General features: G+C 73.8%; 18 protein-coding genes. 13 read left to right on the top strand and 5 right to left on the bottom strand.

The window, feature by feature from the left end; translation table 11 throughout:
• Positions 1–27 precede the first annotated feature (27 nt).
• The 8 genes from K3769_RS27985 to K3769_RS27950 all read left to right on the top strand — a co-directional run bounded on the left by K3769_RS27985 (position 28) and on the right by K3769_RS27950 (position 9,780).
• Positions 28–1,242: a glycosyltransferase gene (locus tag K3769_RS27985; protein WP_267029037.1), complete on the top strand. Its 1,215-nt coding sequence runs from the start codon at positions 28–30 to the stop codon at positions 1,240–1,242.
• Positions 1,239–2,732: an exopolysaccharide biosynthesis polyprenyl glycosylphosphotransferase gene (locus tag K3769_RS27980; protein WP_267029036.1), complete on the top strand. Its 1,494-nt coding sequence runs from the start codon at positions 1,239–1,241 to the stop codon at positions 2,730–2,732. The genes K3769_RS27985 and K3769_RS27980 overlap by 4 nt, the downstream gene beginning before the upstream one ends.
• Positions 2,733–2,736: 4 nt before the next feature.
• Entirely contained in the window at positions 2,737–4,089 is a 1,353-nt protein-coding gene (locus K3769_RS27975) for an O-antigen ligase family protein (RefSeq protein WP_372515048.1), read from the top strand.
• Positions 4,086–5,969, top strand: coding sequence for a murein biosynthesis integral membrane protein MurJ (gene murJ, locus K3769_RS27970; protein WP_267029035.1), 1,884 nt, complete (start codon positions 4,086–4,088; stop codon positions 5,967–5,969). Before K3769_RS27975 ends, murJ begins: the two co-directional genes overlap by 4 nt.
• A complete protein-coding gene (locus K3769_RS27965; protein WP_372515047.1) occupies positions 5,953–6,789 on the top strand; it encodes a polysaccharide deacetylase family protein in 837 nt (278 codons plus the stop codon). The genes murJ and K3769_RS27965 overlap by 17 nt, the downstream gene beginning before the upstream one ends.
• Complete coding sequence (locus K3769_RS27960; RefSeq protein WP_267029034.1) at positions 6,786–7,922, top strand: glycosyltransferase; 1,137 nt, start codon at positions 6,786–6,788, stop codon at positions 7,920–7,922. Before K3769_RS27965 ends, K3769_RS27960 begins: the two co-directional genes overlap by 4 nt.
• Positions 7,919–8,575 carry a YveK family protein gene (locus K3769_RS27955; protein ID WP_267029033.1) on the top strand — a complete coding sequence of 219 codons (657 nt, stop codon included), beginning with the start codon at positions 7,919–7,921 and terminating at the stop codon, positions 8,573–8,575. The genes K3769_RS27960 and K3769_RS27955 overlap by 4 nt, the downstream gene beginning before the upstream one ends.
• Positions 8,576–8,646: 71 nt before the next feature.
• A complete protein-coding gene (locus K3769_RS27950) occupies positions 8,647–9,780 on the top strand; it encodes a GNAT family N-acetyltransferase (protein WP_267031581.1) in 1,134 nt (377 codons plus the stop codon).
• A 58-nt stretch (positions 9,781–9,838) separates the two neighbouring features.
• On the opposite strand, the gene K3769_RS27945 is transcribed toward K3769_RS27950, so the two are convergent.
• Positions 9,839–11,215 carry a glycoside hydrolase family 26 protein gene (locus tag K3769_RS27945; RefSeq protein WP_267029032.1) on the bottom strand — a complete coding sequence of 459 codons (1,377 nt, stop codon included), beginning with the start codon at positions 11,213–11,215 and terminating at the stop codon, positions 9,839–9,841.
• Between the two features lie 157 nt (positions 11,216–11,372).
• Between K3769_RS27945 and K3769_RS27940 the strand changes: the two genes are divergently transcribed.
• Both K3769_RS27940 and K3769_RS27935 read left to right on the top strand, forming a co-directional pair.
• Positions 11,373–12,674, top strand: a complete 1,302-nt coding sequence (locus K3769_RS27940; RefSeq protein WP_267029031.1) for a carboxylate--amine ligase — start codon at positions 11,373–11,375, stop codon at positions 12,672–12,674.
• Entirely contained in the window at positions 12,674–13,933 is a 1,260-nt protein-coding gene (locus K3769_RS27935; protein ID WP_267029030.1) for an NAD(P)-binding domain-containing protein, read from the top strand. The genes K3769_RS27940 and K3769_RS27935 overlap by 1 nt, the downstream gene beginning before the upstream one ends.
• A 56-nt stretch (positions 13,934–13,989) precedes the next feature.
• Here the strand turns inward: K3769_RS27935 and K3769_RS40745 are convergent, their stop codons facing one another.
• The 3 genes from K3769_RS40745 to K3769_RS27915 form a co-directional block, all read right to left on the bottom strand.
• Positions 13,990–14,871 (bottom strand): chaplin, encoded by an 882-nt coding sequence (locus K3769_RS40745; RefSeq protein ID WP_282566262.1) that lies wholly within the window; start codon positions 14,869–14,871, stop codon positions 13,990–13,992.
• 104 nt (positions 14,872–14,975) lie between these two features.
• Positions 14,976–15,233 carry a chaplin gene (locus K3769_RS27920; protein WP_282566261.1) on the bottom strand — a complete coding sequence of 86 codons (258 nt, stop codon included), beginning with the start codon at positions 15,231–15,233 and terminating at the stop codon, positions 14,976–14,978.
• Between the two features lie 261 nt (positions 15,234–15,494).
• Positions 15,495–15,911 (bottom strand): rodlin, encoded by a 417-nt coding sequence (locus tag K3769_RS27915; RefSeq protein ID WP_267029029.1) that lies wholly within the window; start codon positions 15,909–15,911, stop codon positions 15,495–15,497.
• A 252-nt stretch (positions 15,912–16,163) separates the two neighbouring features.
• Between K3769_RS27915 and K3769_RS27910 the strand changes: the two genes are divergently transcribed.
• A complete protein-coding gene (locus K3769_RS27910; protein ID WP_267029028.1) occupies positions 16,164–16,577 on the top strand; it encodes a rodlin in 414 nt (137 codons plus the stop codon).
• A gap of 195 nt (positions 16,578–16,772) precedes the next feature.
• A complete protein-coding gene (locus tag K3769_RS27905) occupies positions 16,773–17,183 on the top strand; it encodes a rodlin (protein ID WP_267029027.1) in 411 nt (136 codons plus the stop codon).
• 36 nt (positions 17,184–17,219) lie between these two features.
• Here the strand turns inward: K3769_RS27905 and K3769_RS27900 are convergent, their stop codons facing one another.
• A complete protein-coding gene (locus K3769_RS27900; RefSeq protein WP_267029026.1) occupies positions 17,220–19,208 on the bottom strand; it encodes an AMP-dependent synthetase/ligase in 1,989 nt (662 codons plus the stop codon).
• Positions 19,209–19,390: 182 nt separating this feature from the next.
• Here K3769_RS27900 and K3769_RS27895 point away from each other — a divergent pair, with 182 nt between their 5' ends.
• On the top strand, positions 19,391–21,016 hold the full coding sequence (locus tag K3769_RS27895) for a hypothetical protein (protein WP_267029025.1): 1,626 nt from the start codon (positions 19,391–19,393) through the stop codon (positions 21,014–21,016).
• The last annotated feature ends 329 nt before the right edge of the window (positions 21,017–21,345 follow it).

Raw genomic sequence — 21,345 nt, 5'->3', positions numbered from 1 at the left:
CGCGGCCCGTGAGCAAGGAATGCCCGTATGCGACTGTCACCGACGCGACTGTCACCGACCGGTCCAGGACCGAGGTCCCGGGTCCTGCACGTCTCCCAGCCCGTCGAGGGCGGAGTGGCCCGTGTGGTCACCGACCTGGTACGGGCACAGCTGACCGCCGGCGCCGACGTCACCGTCGCCTGCCCCCCGGAGGGCGGCCTCGCGACGGCGGCCGAGCTCCTGGGCGCGGACGTACGGCACTGGCACGCGACCCGCTCGCCGGGGCCATGGCTCGCCCAGGAGGTACGGAGTCTGCGTCAGGTCGTTCGGGAGGTGCGGCCGGACGTCGTGCACGCGCACAGCGCCAAGGCGGGGCTCGCGGCCCGGCTCGCCGTACGCGGGCGGGTGCCGACGGTGTTCCAGCCGCACGCCTGGTCGTTCGAGGCCGTCGGCGGGGCCACCGGGCTCTTCGCCCTCAACTGGGAGCGGCTGGGCGCCCGTTGGGCCTCGCGGGTGGTGTGCGTCAGCGAGGCCGAGCGGCGCACCGGGCAGCGGTCGGGCATCCGGGGCCGGTGGAGCGTCATCCCCAACGGCATCGACACCCGCAGCTTCCACCCGGCGCCCGTGGACACCGTACGGGCCGGGATCGCGCTGCTCGACGGGGTCGACGCGGCGGCACCCCTGGTGGTGTGCGTCGGGCGGCTGTGCCGGCAGAAGGGGCAGGACGTCCTTCTGGAGGCGTGGCGGGAGGTTGACCGGCGGGTGCCGGCCGCGCGGCTCGTGCTGGTCGGCGACGGGCCGGACGCGGAGGCGCTGCGGTCCGTGGCTCCGCCGTCCGTGCTGTTCGCCGGGGCCGTCACCGACGCCACGCCCTGGTACCAGGCCGCCGATCTGGTCGTCCTGCCGTCCCGCTGGGAGGGCATGGCACTGGCGCCGCTGGAGGCCATGGCCTGTGGGCGGCCCGTCGTGATCACCGATGTGGACGGGGCGCGCGAGAGCCTGCCGCCCGGCCAGGGGCCACGCTGCCTGGTGCCGTCCGAGCGGCCGGACGCGCTGGCCGGGGCCGTCGCCGAGCTGCTTCTCGACCCGCTGCTGCGCGAGTCGCTCGGTCATCAGGGACGCCGGTACGTAACGACCACGCACGACGTGCGGCGCACGGCCGCGGCCGTCGCCGACGTGTACCGCGATCTGATCGGCAGCTGGCCGACCGGGCGGGACACGGGCGTGGACCACACCGAGTACAGGGAGTCCATCCACACGTGACTGCGGAAAGCACCGTCCCCTCCCCCGGCGGCCGGCCGCGGGCGGCGGACCACGGATACACGTCCGTCTCAGCCATCCCGTCCGTCGCATCCGGCGCGCCCGTCTCGGTCATCCCGCGGCGTCGGCGCGGGGCCGTCGGCGGCCTCAGATTCCCGAGCGGCAGACGGCCCTTCGCCCGGCGGCCCTCACGGCTGCCCCTGCCCGCCGTGGACATCGGCGCGGCGCTGGCCGGGGGCGCCCTGGCACTGCCCTGGACGCATCCGATTCCGCTCGCCGTACTGGTGCTCGCGGTGCTCCGGCTCAACGCGCACGCCTCGCTGTACCGTGCCGCGTCCACCCCCGCCGTACCGGCCTTACTGGACGAACTGCCCGCCGTCTGCGCCCGGATCGCGGTGGGCTGGTGCGCGCTCGCGGCCCTGCTGGCCGCGTACTCCCCGGGGCACGCGCTGTCCGCCCGCGCCCTGGTCCTCGGCTGCGCGGCGCAGTCGCTGGTGAGCTGTGCGGGCCGGGGCGTCGTGCACGGGCACCGGCGCCGGGCGCAGCTGCGGCGCCCGCGCGCGGCTCTGGTGGTCGGCCGCACCGTCGACGCGCAGCGGGTGGCGGCGGCCTTCCTGCGGCATCCGGGCTGCGGGGTACGGCCGGTGGGCGTCGTCGCCGACGAGACGAGCGACGGCGAGGGGCTGCCGGTGCTGACCACCGGCGAGGAGGTCCAGCGGGCCCTCATCCAGAACGGCGTACAGGACGTGCTCGCCGTGGGATCCTCCGCCGGATGGCCCGAACAGGCCTCGCTGCTGCGGGCGTTGGGCGAATCGGGCTGCGCCGTGTGGGAGGTGCGCGCGGACTCCTCGGCGTACGGGCGGGCCGACCGGCTCGCCGGGTTCGCCTGCCGTCGGCTGTCCCTGGGCCGCCGGTACGGAAGCGCGGGGAAGCGGCTGCTCGACGTGCTGGTCTCCGGGGTCCTGCTCCTGCTGGTCAGTCCGGTGCTGCTGGTGTGCGCGATCGTGCTGCGGGCCGTCGACGGGCCCGGGGTGGTGTTCCGGCAGGAGCGCATCGGCAAGGACGGGCGGCCGTTCACCCTGCTGAAGTTCCGTACGCACCGGCCGGTCGACGCGCACGAGGCGGCGACCCGCTGGAGCGTGGCGAACGAACACGAGATGGTCTGGTTCTGCCGCTTCCTGCGGCGCACGTCGCTCGACGAGCTGCTCCAGCTGTGGAACGTCCTGCGGGGCGACATGAGCCTGGTCGGGCCGCGCCCCGAACGGCCCTTCTTCGTCGGCCAGTTCAGCCAGACGTACCCCGGTTACGCGGCCCGCCACCGGATGCGCACCGGGATCACCGGGCTCGCGCAGATCCACGGGCTGCGCGGCGACACCTCGATCGAGGACCGCTGCCGGTTCGACAACGCGTACATCGACGACTGGTCGCTCTGGCAGGACCTCTGCATCCTGGCGCGCACCGCGGTCTCCCTCGTGCGTCCCACGGGGAGCTGAACCGGTGACCCAGGTCCTGCCCGCCCCGCCCCTGGTCGCCGTCGTGGCGGCGGCCCCCCGCCGCTTCCTTCCCGTGCTGCCCGTGATCGCGCTGATCGTGACGCTCGCGCTGCCGGTCTCGGGCGACGGCGGCGGCACCCTCGCCGACGCCGTGTCCGGGCTGGTCGTGCTGTGCTGCGCACTGCGTCTCGTACGGTGCCGCCGGCGCCCCCTGTCCCGTACCGCGGCCGTCGTGCTCGGGCTGCCCGTCGCCGGGGTCGCGGTCGCGGCGACCGGCGCGGCCTCGGCCGGGGTGGCGGCGGAGGGGCTCGGCCGCTATCTGCAGATCTTCGTGCTGGTACCGGCGGCGGTGCTGCTGCTGATCCGCGACCGCCGTGACGCGCGCCTGGTCGCCTGGTCCCTCGTCGGGCTCGCGCTGTGGCAGGGGGCGATCGGGGTCCACCAGTTCGTGACCGGGACCGGGGCCTCGTACCAGGGCGAGATGATCCGGGCCGTGGGCACGTTCGGGGCCACGGACATCATGGGCATGGCGGCCGTGGTGGCGTTCGGGCTGGTGTGCGCGCTCGGGCTCGCGCTCGGGTCGGGGCCCGCTCGGCAGCGGACCGCGGCGGCGGTGTGCGCGCTGGCGCTGCTGCTGCCGCTCGCGCTGTCGTTCAGCCGGGGCGCGTGGATCGCGACGGCCGTGACCTGCGGGGCACAGCTCGTACTCGCCGGACTGCGGCGGGCCGTACGGGTGTTCGCGGCGGTGGCCGCGGTCGCGGTGGTCCTGGTGGGCGGGCTCGGGGTGGGCTCCGCGATGCTCCAGGAGCGGATCAGCAGCATCACGCAGGTCGCGGACGCGCCGGACCAGTCGGTGACCGACCGGTACACGATGTGGACGGCCGCCGTCGACATGTGGCGTGACCGGCCGCTGACCGGGGTGGGGCTGAAGGGCTTCCCGGACCACCGCGACGGGCACGCCTCGCTCGCGCTGTCCTCCGGCAGTGACACGGACGGGGCGGGCGCGGGTTTCCGGCGTCAGCCGCTGCTGTCCCCGCACAACATGTATCTGCTGATCCTCAGCGAACAGGGTCTGCTGGGGCTGCTCGCGCTGGCCGGGAGCTGGCTCGCGCTGCTGGCTCTCGGGCTCCGAAAGCTCCTGCGCGCACGGCGCTCCGCGCACGGCCTCGACTGCGCGCTCGTCGCCTGCGGACTGCTGGTCTGGCAACTGGTCGACTTCGTGTACGCCGACATCGGCGGCCCCTCGACCGTACTGACCGCGCTGGTACTCGGCTTCGCCGCGTGGTGGGCGCTGGCCGACGAGGGCACCCACGGCCGGGCCCCCGGGGACGCCCACGAGAAGGCGGGGGACCGATGACGGTGACGCCTCCCCGGGCCGGGGACGAGGGGACGACGGCGCGCGGCGCGGGCGCCACAGCCGGGAGGCACCGCGAGGCCGGGGCCGGAGGCGGGGGCGCGGACGAGGTCCTGCTGCCCGGCGCCCGCGTGGCGGCAGCCGAGACCGCCCGCCCCGCCACCGAAGCCCCCGGTGTCGGAGCCACCACCGGGACCGGGACCAAGAAGAATCCTCCAGCCGAAGGCGGGCCGCCCACCCGTGGGTTCCTCGCCAAGGCCACGCTCGTCACCGCCGCCCTCTCCATCGCGGGCGCCCTGCTCGGGCTCGGCCGGGACCAGGCGCTCGCGCATCTCTTCGGGGCCGGGACCGAGACGGACGCCTTCCTGGTCGCGTGGACCGTGCCGGAGGTCGCGGCGACACTGCTGATCGAGGACGGGATGGCCTTCGTGCTGGTCCCGGCCTTCAGCCTGGCCGTGGCACGGCGGGCGAGCCGGACCGGCGGCAGCGGTGGCAGTGGCGGGGACCCCGTCCGTGCGCTCGTCGCCTCCACATTGCCCCGCATCGCGCTGGCCCTCGTAGGGGTCTCCGCACTGCTCATCGCCGGGGCGCCCTACCTGGTCGCGGGGCTCGCGCCGGGCCTGCCCGACCCCCGGCTCGCGGTCGACTGCACGCGGCTGACGGCGACCTGCGTCCTGAGCTTCGGCCTCGCCGGCTACTGCAGCGCGGCACTGCGCGCGCACCGCCGCTACCTGGCCCCGGCCGCCATCTACGTCGCCTACAACACCGGCATCATCACGGCGATGTTCGTCCTCGGCGGCCACTGGGGCGTACGGTCGGCGGCCATCGGTGTCGCGCTGGGCGGCTGCCTGATGGTGGCGGCACAGACCCCGTCCCTCGTACGGCAGCTCTTCGGCCGCCACCGCTCGGCGGCCCCGACGGCGACCACCCCCGAAAGCCCCGCGACCGAGCACTCCGGGCGGTCCGAGCAGTCCGAACAGTCCGGGCAGCCGTCGGTGACGCACTCGGTGAATCTCGCCCTCGTCACCCCGGTCCTGCTCTTCGCCCTGTGCCGGCAGTCCCAGGTCCTCATCGAGCGCTACCTCGCCTCCAACCTCCCCTCCGGAGCCATCTCGCACCTGAACTACGCGCAGAAGGTGGCCCAGATCCCGATGACCCTCTCGCTGATGCTGTGCACGGTCACCTTCCCGGTGCTGGCGCAGGCGCTCGCCGAGGGCGACACCGAACGGGCCCGCAACCGGGTCGAGCACGACGTCTCGGTCGCCGCGTGCATAGTCCTGCTGGGCGCGGCGGCGGTCTTCGCGTGCGCACCGCAGATCATCGAACTCCTCTTCCAGCGAGGCGCGTTCACAGCGCGGGACACGGCGGCGACGGCGACCGTCATGCGGGTCTACTCGGTGGGGCTGCTCGGCCACACCCTCGTGGGCGCGCTCGTCCGGACGTACTTCTCGGCCGGCCGCCCCACCTGGTACCCGCTCGCCGCGATGGCCGCGGGCATCGTCGCCACCTCGTGGATCGGCGCCGCGACCGTCGGCGCCTGGGGGGTGTCCGGGATCGCCGCCGCCAACGCGGTCGGGATCACCCTCACCGCGGCGCTGCTGCTGTCCGGCATGAGCGCGCGGCGCAGCGTGCCGATCCGTACCCGCCGGGTCGTCCACGAGCTCAGCAAGCCGCTCCGCGCGGCCGGCTGCGCGGCCGTGGCGGGCGCCCTGTGCGCGAGCCGCTTCGAGGCGCCCGCACTCGCCCTGTGCGCCGGTGGTACGACCGTCGCCCTCGTCTACGTACCGCTGCTCCGGTTGCTCGGCGTCCAGGCCGTCGCACCCGCCTTCCGAACCGCCCTCCGCTCCGTCACCCGAAGGCTGCCGCATGCCCGTTTCCGCTGACCCGGCCGACCCGATCGGCCCGACCGACGCCCCCCGTACCGAGAGCCGCACCCGCGCGGAGAGACCCGCCCGGCCCGGCACGGCGCCCCTGTGGGTGGCGATGTACCACTCGGTGGGCGACTGTTCCGACGACCCGTACCGCATCACCGTCTCCCCGGGCCGCCTCGACCGGCAGCTGGGCTGGCTGCACCGCCGGGGTCTGCGCGGGGTGGGCATGGCGGACCTGCTCGCGGCCCGCGCCCGGGGCGAGGGCCGGGGCCTGGTGGGCCTCACCTTCGACGACGGTTACGCGGACTTCGCCGACAACGCCCTGCCCGTACTGCGGCGCTGGGGTTTCGGCGCGACGGTGTTCGTCCTGCCGGGCCGGCTCGGCGGGACGAACGAATGGGATCCGCTCGGCCCCCGCAAACAGCTCCTGACCGCCGACTCCATCCGCCGCCTCGCGGACACCGAGGGCCTGGAGATCGCCTCGCACGGCCTCACCCATGTCGACCTCACCCTGGCCGACGACGCACTGCTCGGCGCCGAGATCGGCGGCAGCCGGGCCCTGCTCGCGGAGCTGACGGGCCGTGAGGTCCCGGGCCTGTGCTACCCGTACGGGACGGTCGACCGGCGGGTCGCCGACGCCGCCCGGGCCGCCGGTTACCGCTACGCGTGCGCGATCGACCCGGGCCCGCTGACCGGCGCCTTCGCCCTTCCCCGGGTCCACGTCGGGGAGAACGACACCGCTGGGCGGCTGTGGCTGAAGTACCGCCTGAACCGGCTGCGCCGACGTCCGGTGCCCCTGGCGGCCGGCCCGGTGACGGAGGCGGCCCGGTGAAGGCCCTGCACGTCATCACCGGGCTCGGGGTCGGCGGGGCCGAGCAGCAACTTCGGCTGCTGGTGCGCAACCTGCCCGTCGAGTGTGACGTGGTGACCCTCACCAACCCGGGCGCGGTCGCCGAGGGCCTGGCCGCGGACGGCGTGCGCGTCACCCACCTCGGCATAGGGGGCAACCGTGACCTCGGAGCGCTCCCGCGCCTGGCCCGGCTGATCCGCCGTGGCCGCTACGACCTCGTCCACACTCACCTCTACCGGGCCTGCGTGTACGGCAGGACGGCCGCGCGGCTCGCCGGGGTGCGGGCCGTCGTGGCCACCGAGCACTCGCTCGGCGACTCGCAGATGGAGGGCCGCCGCCTCACCCCGGGCGTCCGGGCGCTCTATCTGGCCAGCGAACGCCTGGGCCGCTCGACGGTCGCGGTCTCGCCCACGGTCGCCGAACGGCTGCGCCGCTGGGGCGTGCCGGGCCCGCGCATCGAGGTCGTGCCGAACGGCATCGACGTGGACCGCTTCCGCTTCGACGCGGCCCGCCGCGAGAGCACCCGGCGCCGGCTGGGGCTGCCGCAGGGGGCGTACGTCGTCGGCGGTGTCGGGCGCCTCACGGCGGGCAAGCGGTTCGAGGTGCTCGTCCGGGCGCTGGCCGAACTCCCGGACGACGTCTGGCTGCTGCTGGTCGGCGGGGGCCCCGAGGAGAGCGTGCTGCGGCGGGCCGCGCAGCGCACAGGGGTCGCCGACCGGGTGCTGTTCACCGGCGAGCGCCCCAACGGTCCGGCGCCGCACGGCGGTGCGGACGGCCTCGACCTGCCGTCCCTGACCGGCGCCATGGATCTGCTCGCCTCGCCGTCCGCGGAGGAGGCGTTCGGGCTCGCCGTCGTGGAGGCCCTGGCGGCAGGACTGCCGGTGCTCTACGTCTCCTGCCCGGCCGTCGACGACCTCCCCCGGGACGCGGCGCCGTTCGCCCGCCGGGTGCAGGGCGGCGCGGACTCCTTCGTACGGGCCGTGCGGCAGGTCCGTGCGCAGGGTCCCGGGCCGCGCTCGGCGCCGGAGGCCGCCCATCACTACAGCATCGCCCGCAGTGCCGACCGGCTCATGGACATCTACACGGCCGCAACTCTGGGAGTGAGTTCCACATGACCGACAACCCCATCCGTACCGCCGGGCGGCCGGGAACGGCACTCGCACGGGCCAGGGCGCTGCCGCCGTGGTCCCTGCTCGCCGCGGGCGCCCTCCTCGGCGGCGTGCTCGGCGGCTCGTACGGCGTCCTGAAGACACCGGAGTACACCGCCACGAGTTACGTCATCGCCGTCCCCACCGAGCAGTCGGACCCGGCGGCGGCGCTCGGCTTCGCGCAGGCCTACGGGCGGGTCGCCACCCAGCTCGCGGTGCTGGGGGACGCCCAGGTGTGGGCGGGCGTACCGGTGTCGACCCTGCGGGAGAGCGTGCGGACGGCGACCTCGCCGGACGCGCCGATGGTCGCCGTGACCGCCACCTCCACCCGGCCCGACCTCGCCGCGGACATCGCCAACGCCGTGTCGCGCTCGCTGACCCGGCACGCGAACGACACCGAGGGCAGCACGCATGTGGAGCTGCTGCAGTTCTCCCGGGCGATCCGGCCCACCGAGGCCTCCTCGGCGTCGGCGACGGTGACCGGTCTCGTCGGTGCGAGCGCCGGCGGACTGCTCGGCGGGCTCGCGCTGCTGGTCCGGCCGCGCCGCTCCCCCGGGGCCGCGCCCACGGCCTCGGTGCCGGGCCCCGCCACCGCCGCCGACGTCCACGGACAGCTGTGAGAGCCGCCGCGCCGCCCGGGCGGCGGCGGACCGCGCCACGTACGCAACCGCGCACGGAACCGCGCAAGGAACTGCGTACGGAACTGTGCACGGACGAAGGGGAGTTCGGGCGGCTGGCCGAGCAGTGGGGAAGGCTGTACCGGCGGTGCGGCACGGCGACCCCGTTCCAGAGCCACGCGTGGCTGCACTCGTGGTGGCTCTCCTACGGCACCCCCGGCCGGCTCCGGCTCGTCCTCGTCCGGGACGGCGCCGACCTGGTGGCCGCCGCCCCGCTGATGCTCGTACGGCAGCCGTGGCCGGCCCTCGTGCCGCTCGGCGGGTCGATCTCCGACTTCGGGGACGTGCTGATCGAGGACGGCGAGCGCGCCGACCGGGCGGCCACCGCCCTGGCCGACGGGCTGGCCCGGGCCGCGCGCACCGCGCTGATCGACTTCCGTGAAGTGCGGCCCGGAGGCGCGGTCGAGCGGTTGTACGCGAGCTGGCGCGGGCCCAGGCGGCAGGTGCCCGACTCGCTGTGCCTGGAGCTGCCGGCCGTGCCGATGGACGACCTGATCGGGCGGCTGGCGACGGCCAAGGCCCAGCAGCGGGTCCGCGCCAAGCTGCGCAAACTGTCCACGCTGGGGGTCGAACGGCGGGCCGTACGCCCCGACGAGGTGGACGCGGCCCTGCGCAGGCTGCTGGAGCTGCACCGGCTCCAGTGGCAGGGGCGGAAGGTGACCGCCGAGCATCTGCAGGATCGCTTCGCCGAACACCTGATCCGTTCGGTGGGGCCGATGGTCCGGGCCGGGGACGCGGTGGTGACCGAGTTCCGGGTGGACGGGACCGTGGTGGCGGTCGACCTGACGCTCCTGTCGGACCGGCTGGCGGGCGGCTATCTGTACGGGGCCCATCCCCAGCTGCGGGAACGCAAGGCGGATGTGGCGACGATGCTGCTGCACGCCTGCGCCCAGCACACCGGAGCGGGCAGCGGGGCGGGCAACGGAACGGGCGGGCGCCGGGTGCTGAGCCTGCTGCGCGGCAACGAGCCCTACAAGCACCACTGGCGCCCGCAGCCCGTCGTCAACCAGCGTTTCCTGCTGGCCCGGCGGCGGACGGCACCGCTGATGTCCGCCGCCGTCTGTGACGTGGCCGCCCGCAGCCGGGGCAAGAAGCTGCTGGACCGGTTCCTCGGCTGGCGGGAACGCGGCGGTGGCGGCAGGCCGTGACCGGCCCGCCGCCTCCGCCACCTCCCACCTCTCGCGTCCCGCGTCCCGCGTCCCGCGGTCAGCGGTTGCGCGACCACCAGTCGAAGCGCAGGCAGAGCTTCCCGCCGAGCCAGTACTCCACCCAGTCGCCCAGGGCCACCGGCGAACAGTTCGACGGCCGCTCGGGCGTCGGGTCGGTGGGCTTGGGCGGGACCGGGGGCTTCGGCGGATCGGTCGGTGCGGGCGTCGGGTCCGTCGGCTTCGGGGGCTGATCGGTGCGGCCGAAGAGCACGGACCGGTAGATCGCGGAGGCCTCGGGGTTGTCGTCGCACTGCCACACACCGTGCGGGCAGTAGTCGGTGAGCGTGTTGTACAGCGGCTTGTGCTCGTCCAGCCAGGCGAGCATGCGCTTCATGTAGGTCGCGTTGTCGCCGTTTCGGAAGAGCCCCCATTCAGGATAGGAGATCGGCTTTCCGTGCGCTTTCGCGAAGTCGACGTGCGCCTGGAGCCCGTAAGGCTCCGAAACGGCCTCGTCGAATGACTGTCCGCGCGGCTGGTCGTACGAATCCATGCCGATGACGTCGACCGTCTCGTCGCCCGGATAGCACTGGGTCCAGGGAATGGCGTCACGGCCGCGGTTCGGAGTGAAGTCGAAGCGGAATTTCTGCCCCGGCACCGCTCTCATGGCCGTGACGATCCTGTCCCAGTACTTCTTCCAGGCCTCCGGGTCCGGCCCGCAGCGATGGGTGTACGTGATGCCGTTCATTTCCCAGCCGAGCACGATGACGGTGTCGGGCACCCGCAGCTCGACGAGCCGCTCGGCCAGCTTGCGGAAGTGGTGGTCGAACTCCCCGGCCGCGCCGCGCCGCAGCAGCCCGCGGACCTCCCGGTCGGAGACGCCCTCCTCGTTGCGCTCCAGCATGGGGACGTTGAGGACGAAGAGCCGGTCGGCCTCCGCCCGCCGCCAGTGGGCCCAGGCGTCCAGGAAGCCGGGCAGGCCCTCGATGTTGCTCCAGCGGTCGCCCGGCAGATACGTGTGCGCCACGCGCAGGTCGGCGCCGCCCAGCCAGCGGCTGAGCTCGGCGATCCGGGCCACCCCGCGGGGCCCGTAGTCCAGATAGGCGCCGAAGGCCGGGTTCCCGGGGCTCTTCGGCGGCGCGGGCTCGGGGCTCACCCGCCCGGGAACGGCCGGAGCGGTCGGTGCGGCCGGAGCGGTCGGTGCGGTCGGTGCGGTCGGTGCGGTCGGTGCGGTCGGTGCGGTCGGTGCGGCAACCGGTGTCATCGGCGCCACGACGCCGGCGGGCACGGTCGGCGGCGGGGTCGGCGGCTCCCCCGCCCTCGCGGCCGTCGCGTACCCCGTCCCGGACGCGAGGGCGGCCGAGGCGAAGAGTCCGGCGGTGAGTACGGCGGCGACGTACGCCGGCCGTCTGGTTCGGGTCCTCTGCAGTGGGGCCATGTCCACTCCTCGCTCCTCAATTCCACCGTCCACTGACACTCAGTCATATGAATGCGCGTTGCGCCAACCGAGGCCGGGCGCCGGGAAATGCCCGCTCACTCGCACGAGTGAGAAACCAGAAGCGAAGAATCAGAAACGATCCCGAGGAAACATGCCCATGCCGTCCTTCGACACCCGGGTGCCCGCCGTTCTGCTGCGCACCGACCGGAATCCCTTTCACCACGGCACGCTCGGAGCCGTACGCTCGCTCGGCCGGGCCGGAATCGACGTACACCTGGTCGCGGATTCCACCGGAAGTCCGGTGCGTGCCTCCCGTTTCGTGTGCCGGATGCATCCGCCGCCCGCTCCCGGGGCCCCGCCGTCCGAGATCGCCGCGACATTGCGCCGAGTGGCCGCGCGGGTGGGCCGGCCCGCCGTACTGATCCCAATGGATGACGCGAGCGCCGTGGCCGTGGACCGACTGCGGGCCGAGCTCTCACCCCGCTACCTGCTGCCCCTCGCGCCCGCGGGTCTCGCCGAGCGGGTGGCGGACAAGGAAGAACTGGCCGCGCTGTGCGCGTCCGCGGGGATCCCGCACCCGGTGACGCTGGTCCCGGACGGTCCCGCGCAGGCCGCCTCGGCGGCCTGGCGGCTGGGGCTGCCGGTGGTCGCGAAGTGGAGCCGCCCCTGGCTGCTGCCCGCCGGTTCGGACCTGCGCAGCACGACGGTACTGACCTCCGCCCAGGAGGCCCGGACCCTGTGCCGGCGGGCCGAGGAGGCGGGCAGCCGCCTGCTGCTCCAGGCGTTCCTGCCACCGGGCCCCGACCGGGACTGGTTCTTCCACGGGTACGTGGACCGGTCCGGGGCGGTGTGCGGGGGCGGCACGGGCCGCAAGCAACTGGCCTGGCCGCGCGGCGCGGGTCTGACCGCGGTGGGCCGCTGGACGCCGAACCCGGCCGTGCGGGCGTCCGCCGAGCGGCTGGTCGCGCACCTCGGCTACCGCGGCATCCTCGACCTGGACTTCCGCCGCGACGGCTCGACCGGCGCGTACCACCTGCTCGACTTCAATCCGCGGCCGGGCGCGCAGTTCCGGCTGTTCGCCGACGGGGCGGGGCTCGACGTGGTGCGGGCCCTCCACCTGGACCTGACCCACCGTCCGCTGCCGTCGCCCGTCGCCCTGCCGGGCCGGACCTTCGTGGTGGAGAACTACGCGCCGCTCCCGGCCGCCTTCCGCCGCGGGACCGAACTGGCCTGGCACGCCCGGGACGACCTCGCGCCCGGTGCCGCCCTGTGGGCGCTGTGGTCCCGGCACATGGGCCGGCACGCGGCCCGGCGGCTGCCGGCCCCCCTCCGCCGGACGGCTCCGGCGCCGGTCGCCGACGCGTGCCCGGCCCGGCCGACCGCGCCCGTCGTACGGCCGACGGCGCCCCCTCCTCAGCTGAACCCCCTGTCCGACGACGAGAAAGCGAGCAGTCACTGATGTACGACCTGCTGGTGGTGGGAGCCGGCCCCTACGGCCTGTCCATCGCCTCCCATGCCGCCGCGGCCGGGCTGAGCCTGCGGGTGTTCGGCCGGCCCATGGCCTCCTGGCGCGACCACATGCCCCGCGGGATGTTCCTCAAGTCCGAACCGTGGGCCTCCAACCTCTCGGACCCCGAGGGCCGTCTGAGCCTGGCCGCCTACTGCGCGGAGCAGGGCGTGGAGGCCCGGCACGGGGCACCCATCCCGGTCGAGGTGTTCGCCGCGTACGGGCTGTGGTTCGCGCGGCACTCGGTCCCGGACGTGGACGAGCGCACGATCGCGCACATCCACCCCTGCCCCGGCGGTTTCGAGGCGGTCACCGAGGACGGCGCGAGTGTGCGCGCGAGGACGGTCGCGCTGGCGGTCGGCGTGCTCCCCTTCACCGAAATCCCTTCCGCTCTGCGGGAGTTGACGCCCGAGCACGTCTCGCACAGCAGTCATCACAGCGATCTGGACCGGTTCGCGGGCCGGGACGTCACCGTGGTCGGCGGCGGCCAGGCCGCGCTGGAGACGGCGGCCCTGCTCGCCGAACAGGGCACCCGCGTGCGGATCGTGGCCCGGGCCCCCGGCCTCTCCTGGAACGACGTGCCGCCGCCCTGGGAACGCCCGTGGTGGCGGTCGGCCCGCGCCCCGCACAGCGGCCTCGGCCCCGGCTGGCGCAACTGGTTCTACGCCGAACGCCCCGGCGCGTTCCGCCGCCTGCCCGAGCCGACCCGCGCCCGGATCGCCACCACGGCGCTCGGCCCCGCGGGCGCCTGGTGGATCCGCGACCGGGTCGAGCCGTCCGTGGAACTGCTGCTGGGCCACGAGATCGCGGCGGCGTACGGGTCCGGCGGCGGCGTACGCCTCGATCTGCTCGGCCCGGCCGGGGGGCTGACGTCCCTGGACACCGAGCACGTCATCGCGGCCACGGGGTTCAAGCCGACCGGTGACCGGCTGGGAATCCTGACGGCGGACGTGCACCAGGGCCTGGGCGCGTGTCCCGACGGATCCCCCTATGTGGGCCGGGACTTCGAGTCGACCTGGCCGGGGCTCTTCATGGCGGGCCTGGTCACGGCGGCCGGCTTCGGACCGGCGATGCGGTTCGTGCACGGCGCCTCGTTCACGGCCCGCACCCTCGTACGGGGGGTGCGGCGCCGGCTCCGTACGGGACCGGCCGTCCTGCCCGTGCCCGGCGCGCGGGAGCGGCGCGGGGTACTGGGGGCGGCGGGACGCTGACGGCGTGGGGCGCCGGGGCCGGACTCCGGCCCCGGCGCTTCGTCACCGGCGCGTCGTCACCGGCGGGACGCCGGCCGGTTGCGTCGGTACAGGACCGCCCCGCCGAGCAGCAGACCCGTGCCGGCGGCCGAGGCCGCGAGCATCCCGTCGACGCCGGTGTGCGCCAGCTCCGGCCAGCGGCCCGTGCCCGAGGAGGGCGGGGACTGATGCGGCGCTCCCGGCGGACCCGTGGTGGGCGGGACCGTCCCCGGCGGGCCCGTCTCGGGGGGCGTGGTCGCCGGCGGGGTGGTGTGCGGAGGCGTGGTGTGCGGCGGGGTGGACGGGGGTCCGGCGGGTGGCTCGGACGGCGGGGTGTCGTCGTCGCCGTAGCCCTTCGGCCCGTCGGGGCCCTTCGGCCCGTCGGGCCCGCACCTGTCGCCGAACGCGGGGTTCAGCAGACCGACCACGTCCGCGCTGTCGCCGCACGCGTTCGCCGGCGCGTCCACCGGGGCCTCGCCGACATTGCCCGACCCGACGCCGGGCGCGTCGTGCGTGCCGCCGTGCGAGGAGGAGCCGCCGCCGTGGTGGTCCGAGCCGTAGCCGTCCCCGGAACCGCCACCGTGGTCCGAGCCGTAGCCATGGCCGGAGCCGCCGTGCTGCGAGCCGTGGCCGGCCGGGGTTCCGTGGCGGGGGCCGTCCGGCTTGCGGTGCTTGCCCGTGGGGGTCTCGCAGGAGTTGCCGAACGACGGGTTGAGGCCGGCCGCCGCGTTCGCGGAGTTGCCGCACGCGTTCACCGGCACGCCCACCGGCGCCTGCACGTTGTTGCCGGACAGCACTCCGGGCGAGTCCGCCGCCACCCCGTGCGCGTCCGAGTCCGCGAACGCCTGGGAGCCGTACAGGGACAGGATGCTCGTCGCGGCGGCGGCCGCGACCATTCCCTTGCTCAGGGTCTGTCGCAACGTCGTTGTCTTCTCTGCTGGTAGAAGTGGGAAAAGCCGGCCTTGGCACCGGAATGCGGTCCAAGGCCGGCGTGACTCAGCCGTTCGGCTGGTGCGTTACGACGTCAGTCGTTGACGCACTCGTTGCCGAACGCCGGGTTCAGCAGGCCGATCACGTTGATCGAGTTGCCACACACGTTCACAGGAATGTGGATGGGCAGCTGGACCACGTTGCCGGAGAGGACGCCGGGGGAGCCGACAGCGGCACCCTCGGCCTCGGAGTCGGCGAAGGCCGGGGCGGCCATGCCCATGGCCATGATCGCGCCGGCGATGACGACGGCACTCTTCTTGTGCTTCACGTACTTCCCTTTCTCTGCGGTCATGCCCAATGACGGCCGAAACCGGACGAGCTCAGCCTGAACGGCTCGCACCATGACCTGCGGGCTGTTGAACGAGGGGGCGGGGGACGAAGAAACTACAGAAAGTGCGACTCTCCGGTATTTCACCCGAACGCCCGGGACGGAATGGGTGGAGAAACGTCACTTCACAAAGACAGAAAAGGAAAACAGAAAATAGTGCGACCCGTCCGGACGGCCCCGCCGCACAGCGCGACGGGGCGGCCCGAGCAGGCTTCGTGACGGCGATCAGCTGCCCGAGGCGCCGTTGCCCGAGAGCACCGGGATGTTGTCCAGGACGTGCGAGATCGGCTCGTCGCCCTTGCCCTGGGTGGAGTTCTCGGCGCACTGCTGGTTCTGCGGCGCCGACAGGACCGGCACGTCCTGCAGCACGGTGACCGGCACCAGGACGCCCACGAGGGAGGCCAGGTTGGCCTTGACGGGCACCCCGAGGCAGAGCTTGTTGAGCGAGCCCTGCACGAGCTGGCCCTGGGGGCTCATGTCGCCCTCGGCCTTGGCGTTGCCGTACACCTGCTCGGCGTGGTTGCCGTTGGCGGTGGTGACGCCGCTGTCGTTGCCGATGGCAAGCGCCTGCGGGGCACCCGCCGCCGAGACACCGACGACAGAAGCGGCGACCGCCGCCGTGGCCATTGCCTTCTTGAGCATTTCTCCGGTCCTTTCATGTGCAGAGACGCGTGTTCCTGCTCCCGCAACAACCGGAGGCGGGCCGATTGGTTTCGAGGAGTCACCCGGTTGGCCCGTTCGGCGGCCCGCAATTCGCGGAAAGTCCCGCGCGCGTGCGTAGTACAAACGGTCTTCCGAAATGGGCCATCGGAGTGAATCGGAGCAACTATGCGGGCCGGGGGCAGTTGTCCAGGTCGCTCCGGTGGACGGGGTTACTCCAGAAGGGACCAGCAAGTGATCAAGAAGGTTATGGCTGCCGCGGCGGTCGCCGCTTCCGTCGCCGGTGTTTCGGCTGCCGCCGCCCCCTCGGCGATGGCGATCGGCAACGACAACGGCGTCACCACCGCCAACGGCAACCACGCCGCGCAGATCTACGGCAACCAGGCCACCTACGGCGACATGAGCCCGCAGATGGCGCTCATCCAGGGCTCGCTCAACAAGCCCTGCATCGGCCTGCCGGCCAAGGCCAACCTGGCCTCGCTCGTCGGCCTGGTGCCGATCACGGTCGCCCAGGACGTGCCGATCCTGTCGGCCCCGCAGAACCAGCAGTGCACCGAGAACTCCACGCAGGCGAAGGGCGACGAGCCCCTCTCGCACATCCTGAGCAACATCCCGGTGCTCTCGGGCAACGGCGCCTCCGGCAGCTGATCTGCCGCGTCACCCAGTGGGCCGCCGGCCTTCCCGGCGGCCCGCTCCCCCTGCCACGTCAACGGCGGCGCGTAGCTCCGGTCCCGAGGAAAGCCTGTGGGCCAATCGGGGCAAACCCCGCAACCGCACCGTCCACCGCACTGTTGATGAATATGCGGCTCCGTTACGGGGGCCACTCTCCGAAAGGGAACGAAAATGAAGAAGCTGATGGCGACCGCGGCCCTTGCCGCCTCTGTCGCCGGTCTGTCGGCCGCCGCCGCGCCCCAGGCGCTGGCCATCGGCAACGACGACGGCGTCACCACCGCCAACGGCAACGGTTCCGTCCAGAAGTACGGCAACCAGGCCACGCACGGCAAGATGAGCCCCCAGCTCTCCCTCGTGCAGGGCTCGCTCAACAAGCCGTGTGTCGGACTGCCGGTCAAGGCCAACCTGGCCTCGCTCGTCGGCCTCGTGCCCGTCACCGTCCTGCAGGACGTGCCGATCCTGTCGGCTCCGCAGAACCAGCAGTGCACCGAGAACTCCACCCAGGCGAAGGGCGACGAGCCCCTGTCGCACATCCTGGACAACATCCCGGTGCTCTCGGGCAACGGCGCTGCCGGAAGCTGACCTTCCGGGCTCAGCCCAGCTCCGCGAAACAGCGGGTCACCCCTCGGGGGTGGCCCGCTGTTCCCGTATGCGCTGTTCCGGTGTGTGCTGTTCCCGTGCGGGTGACGGGTTGTCGTAGAGCGCGTCGATGTCCCGTGCGTAGGCCGCCGTCACCGCGTGCCGCTTGATCTTCAGGGATGGGGTCAGCAGGCCGTTGTCCTCGGTGAACTCGTCCTCCAGCAGCGCGAAGTCGCGGATCGACTCGGCCCGGGAGACGGCCTGGTTCGCGTGGTCGACGACCTTCTGGACGTCGGCGCGCAGCCGGGGATCGCCGACCAGCTCGGACAGCGGGGTGTCGGCCGGCATCCCGCGGACGTAGAGCCAGTGGCCGAGGTCCTCCCGGTCCAGGGTGATCAGGGCGGCGACGTAGGAGCGGTTGTCGCCGACGACCAAGCACTGGCCGACGGGGGGCCGGCTGCGCAGCCGGTCCTCCAGGACCGCCGGGGAGACGTTCTTGCCGCCCGAGGTGACGAGGATGTCCTTCTTGCGGCCGGTGATGGTGAGGTAGCCGTCCTCGTCGAGTGAGCCCAGGTCGCCGGTGGCGAACCAGGCGTCGCTCAGGGCGGCGTCGGTGGCGGCCGGGTCGTTCCAGTAGGCGCCGAAGACGATGCCGCCCTTGATGAGCACCTCCCCGTCGTCGGCGATACGGACGGCCGTGCCCGGTACGGGCAGGCCGACCGTGCCGGGGCGGGGCCGCAGGGGCGGCACGATCGTCGCGGCGGCGCTGGTCTCCGTCAGTCCGTAGCCCTCGTAGACGAGGATCCCGGCGGCGTAGAAGAAGAGGCTGAGCTCGCGGTCGAGGGGGGAGCCGCCGCTGATGGCGTACCGCGTACGGCCGCCGATCTCCTTGCGGATACGGCGGTAGACCAGCAGGTCGTAGAGGGCCCAGGCGGCGTAGAGGCCGGGGCCGGGACCCTTCCCGCGGCCGAGGACCTTGTCCAGGTGCAGTTCGCCGAAGCGGACGGCGACGCGGTGGGCGCGGTCGAAGGAGGCGCCGCGGCCGATGCGTTCGGCGGTGGCGCGGCCGGTGCCGTGGATCTTCTCGAAGAGGTAGGGCACGCCGACCAGGAAGGTGGGCCGGAACTCCCGCAGCGCCGCACGGAGTTCGTCGGGCTTGATGCTCGGGAAGTGGCCCAGCTCGATCCGGGCCATCAGGCAGGAGATCTGGAGGGTGCGGCCCAGGATGTGGGCGAGGGGGAGGAAGAGGAGGGTCGAGGGCTGCTGGCCGGTGACCTCCTTGAAGACGGGGTGGAGGAGTTCGACGGTGTTCGCGGCCTCGGCGTACAGGTTGGCGTGGGTGAGGACGCAGCCCTTGGGCCGGCCGGTGGTGCCGGACGTGTAGCAGATCGTCGCGACGCTGTCGGGGGCGAGGGCGGTACGGCGCTTGGTGACCTCCTCGTCGGGGAGGTCGCGGCCGAGGGCGGTGAGTTCGGCGACGGCGTCCGCGTCGAGCTGCCAGAGATGCGGGGGTGCCGGGTGGTCGGCGGTGCCGGTCGTGACCGCCGTCGCGTTCTCCGGTGTCTCGACGACGACGAAACGGGTGGCGGAGTCCCGGACGATCCACTCGATCTGCTGGGGCGAGGAGGTGGGATAGACGGGGACGGACAGACCGCCCGCGGCCCAGATCGCGAAGTCGAGCAGCGTCCATTCGTAGCGGGTACGGGACATCACCGCGACGCGGCCACCCGGTTCCAGGCCCGCCGCGATCAATCCCTTGGCGACGGCGGTGACTTCATGGGCGAAGGCGGCGGCGGTCACCGGCTGCCATCCGCCGGGTCCCCTCCGGCGGAGGACCACGGCGTCCGGGGCCTCGGCCGCGTTGGTGAAGGGCAGGTCGGCGATGCTGCCGGTGGTGGCACTCGGCGCGAGGGCGGGCATGCGCGCCTCACGGACCGCGCCGCTCCCGTCCCGCGTGAGCTCGACCTGGACGCGGCCTCTCGGATCGGTGCGCTTCTTCGCCTGCTTCAGTTCCCTGCGTACGCCCATGAAGGCTCCCGGTGGCGGCTCGCGATGCGTGCGGTCGGTGCGGTGCGGTGCGGTCGGTGCGCTTGTTCGTTGCACTTGTTCGTTGCGGTGACGCTTACTTACTTCAGAGTAAACTTACTCATGCGTAGGGGATTTTCAACCGGCACGTCAAGCTCGGCCGGAGCGGGGCCGATGAACGGTTCATGACGTCGACGCACTCCCCCGCCCGCCCCTCGTTCTTCCTCTCCGGCAGGAGCAGTCCGCCCTCGTCGTCCCTCCCGGCGCCGCCGCCCGGTACCGCGTGGGAGGGCCGGCTGCGGGTGGCGGTGTGGGTCGTGCCCGCGCTGCTGATCGCGTACGCGGGGTTCCGGCGGCGGTGGATGTCCGACGACGCCTACATCTACGTACGGACCGTGCGGCAGGTGCTCGCGGGGAACGGGCCCGTCTTCAACGCGGGTGAGCGGGTCGAGTCGTCGACCGGGACCCTGTGGCAGTGGCTCCTCGTCGCGGCCGGGGCGGTGGGGGTCGAACCGGCGACGGCGGCGGTGTACGGGGGGTTGCTGCTGACCGCGGCCGGGTTCGCGCTGGCGGGGATCGGCGCGCTGCGGACGTACGGCGGGCGGACGGCCGTGCCACTGGGGGGGCTGGTGCTGCTCGGGCTGCCGCCCGTGTGGGACTTCGCGACCTCGGGGCTGGAGACGGGGCTCGCGACGTGCTGGATCGCGGGGGCGTGGCTGGCGCTGACGGCGCGGCCCGCCTCGCCGGTCACGTCACTAGTCATCGGGCTCGGGCCCCTGGTGCGGCCCGATCTGGGGCTGGTGACGGTGGTGTTCCTGGGGGCGCAGTGGCTGCTGGTGCGGCCGTCGTGGCGGGGGGCGTTCGCGGGGGCGGGGGCGGCGGGGGCGCTGCCGGTCGCGTACGAGGTGTTCCGGGCCGGGTACTACGGGCATCTGGTGCCGCTGCCCGCGGTGACGAAGGAGGCCTCGCAGAGCCTGTGGGGGCGGGGGCTGATCTATCTGGGGGACTTCGCACAGCCGTATCTGCTGTGGGTGCCGGCGCTGTTCGTGGCGGCGGCGCTCGTGCCTGCCCGCGGCGGGCGGCGGGCGCCGGGGGTGGTGCGGGTCGTTCCCGCGCTCGCGCCGGTCGTCGCCGGACTGCTGTGCTGGCTGTACGTGGTGAAGGTCGGCGGTGACTTCATGCACGGGCGCATGCTGCTGCCCGGGCTGCTGTTGATGCTGCTGCCGGTGTTCGTCGTCCCGGTGACCCGGGTGGGCGCACTGGCCGCGGTCGGGGTCGGCCTGTGGGCGGTGGTCTGCGCGGGCTGGCTGCGGATGCCGTACGGCGGGCAGATCGGGCCGGCGGGGATCGCGGACGAGCGTGGTGTGTACGTGCGGCACAACGCCGATCCGCATCCTGTACGGCACACCTTCGCGGGGGCGCCACACCATCTGCGGTACGCGCGTGCGGTGGCGGCGGCCGGCCGCTCGGGGAAACCGGTGCTGGGGCTGGGCAAGGACGGGTGGGTTCGGGGGGCTTCGGGCGGGGTGACGGCGAGCTATGTGGTCCTGGGGTTCAACGGCTCGGTGGTTCCACTGGACGGGGCCGCGCTGGATCCGATCGGGCCCGCGTGCATCCCCTGGCGGCGCACTCCGAGCGGGTCGGGGCGGGGCAGGTGGGCCACGACAAGCACCTGCCGGTGGCTTGGCTGGTGGCCGACCGGGGTGGGGAGTGCCGCCCGCCCGGGTCTCACCCGCCGAGGTGGGCGCTGCGCGGCGGGCGCTGCGGTGCGGGCTCTGGCCGAACTGGAGGGGCGGTGCGGGGGCCGTTGACGGTGAGGCGGTTCGTGCGGAACGTCGCGGGGGCGTGGGAGCGGACGTCGTTCCGCTTTCCCTGGCGACGCGGGGCGGGCGGAGAGGAGCTGTGCGGGTGACCTCCGGTCGGGGTGGGCGGGGGGGCGGGGGTGAGTGAGAGCTTGCTGCGCCGTTCCCCCGCGCCCTGGGGGTGGGGATGCGCGCCGGGGCTTGGAGGTGCGGGTGAGTGAGGGCTGGGTGCGCCGTTCCCCGCGCCCCTGAAGAAGGTGGGGAAGGGGGGCCGGGGCTTGGAGGTGCGGGTGAGTTGGGGGTGGGTGCGCCGTTCCCCGCGCCCCTGGGGGTGGGGA

Origin of the sequence: Streptomyces ortus, assembly GCF_026341275.1 — a bacterium.
GTDB classification, from domain to species: domain Bacteria; phylum Actinomycetota; class Actinomycetes; order Streptomycetales; family Streptomycetaceae; genus Streptomyces; species Streptomyces ortus.
This window is presented reverse-complemented; position numbering and strand designations above follow the sequence as displayed.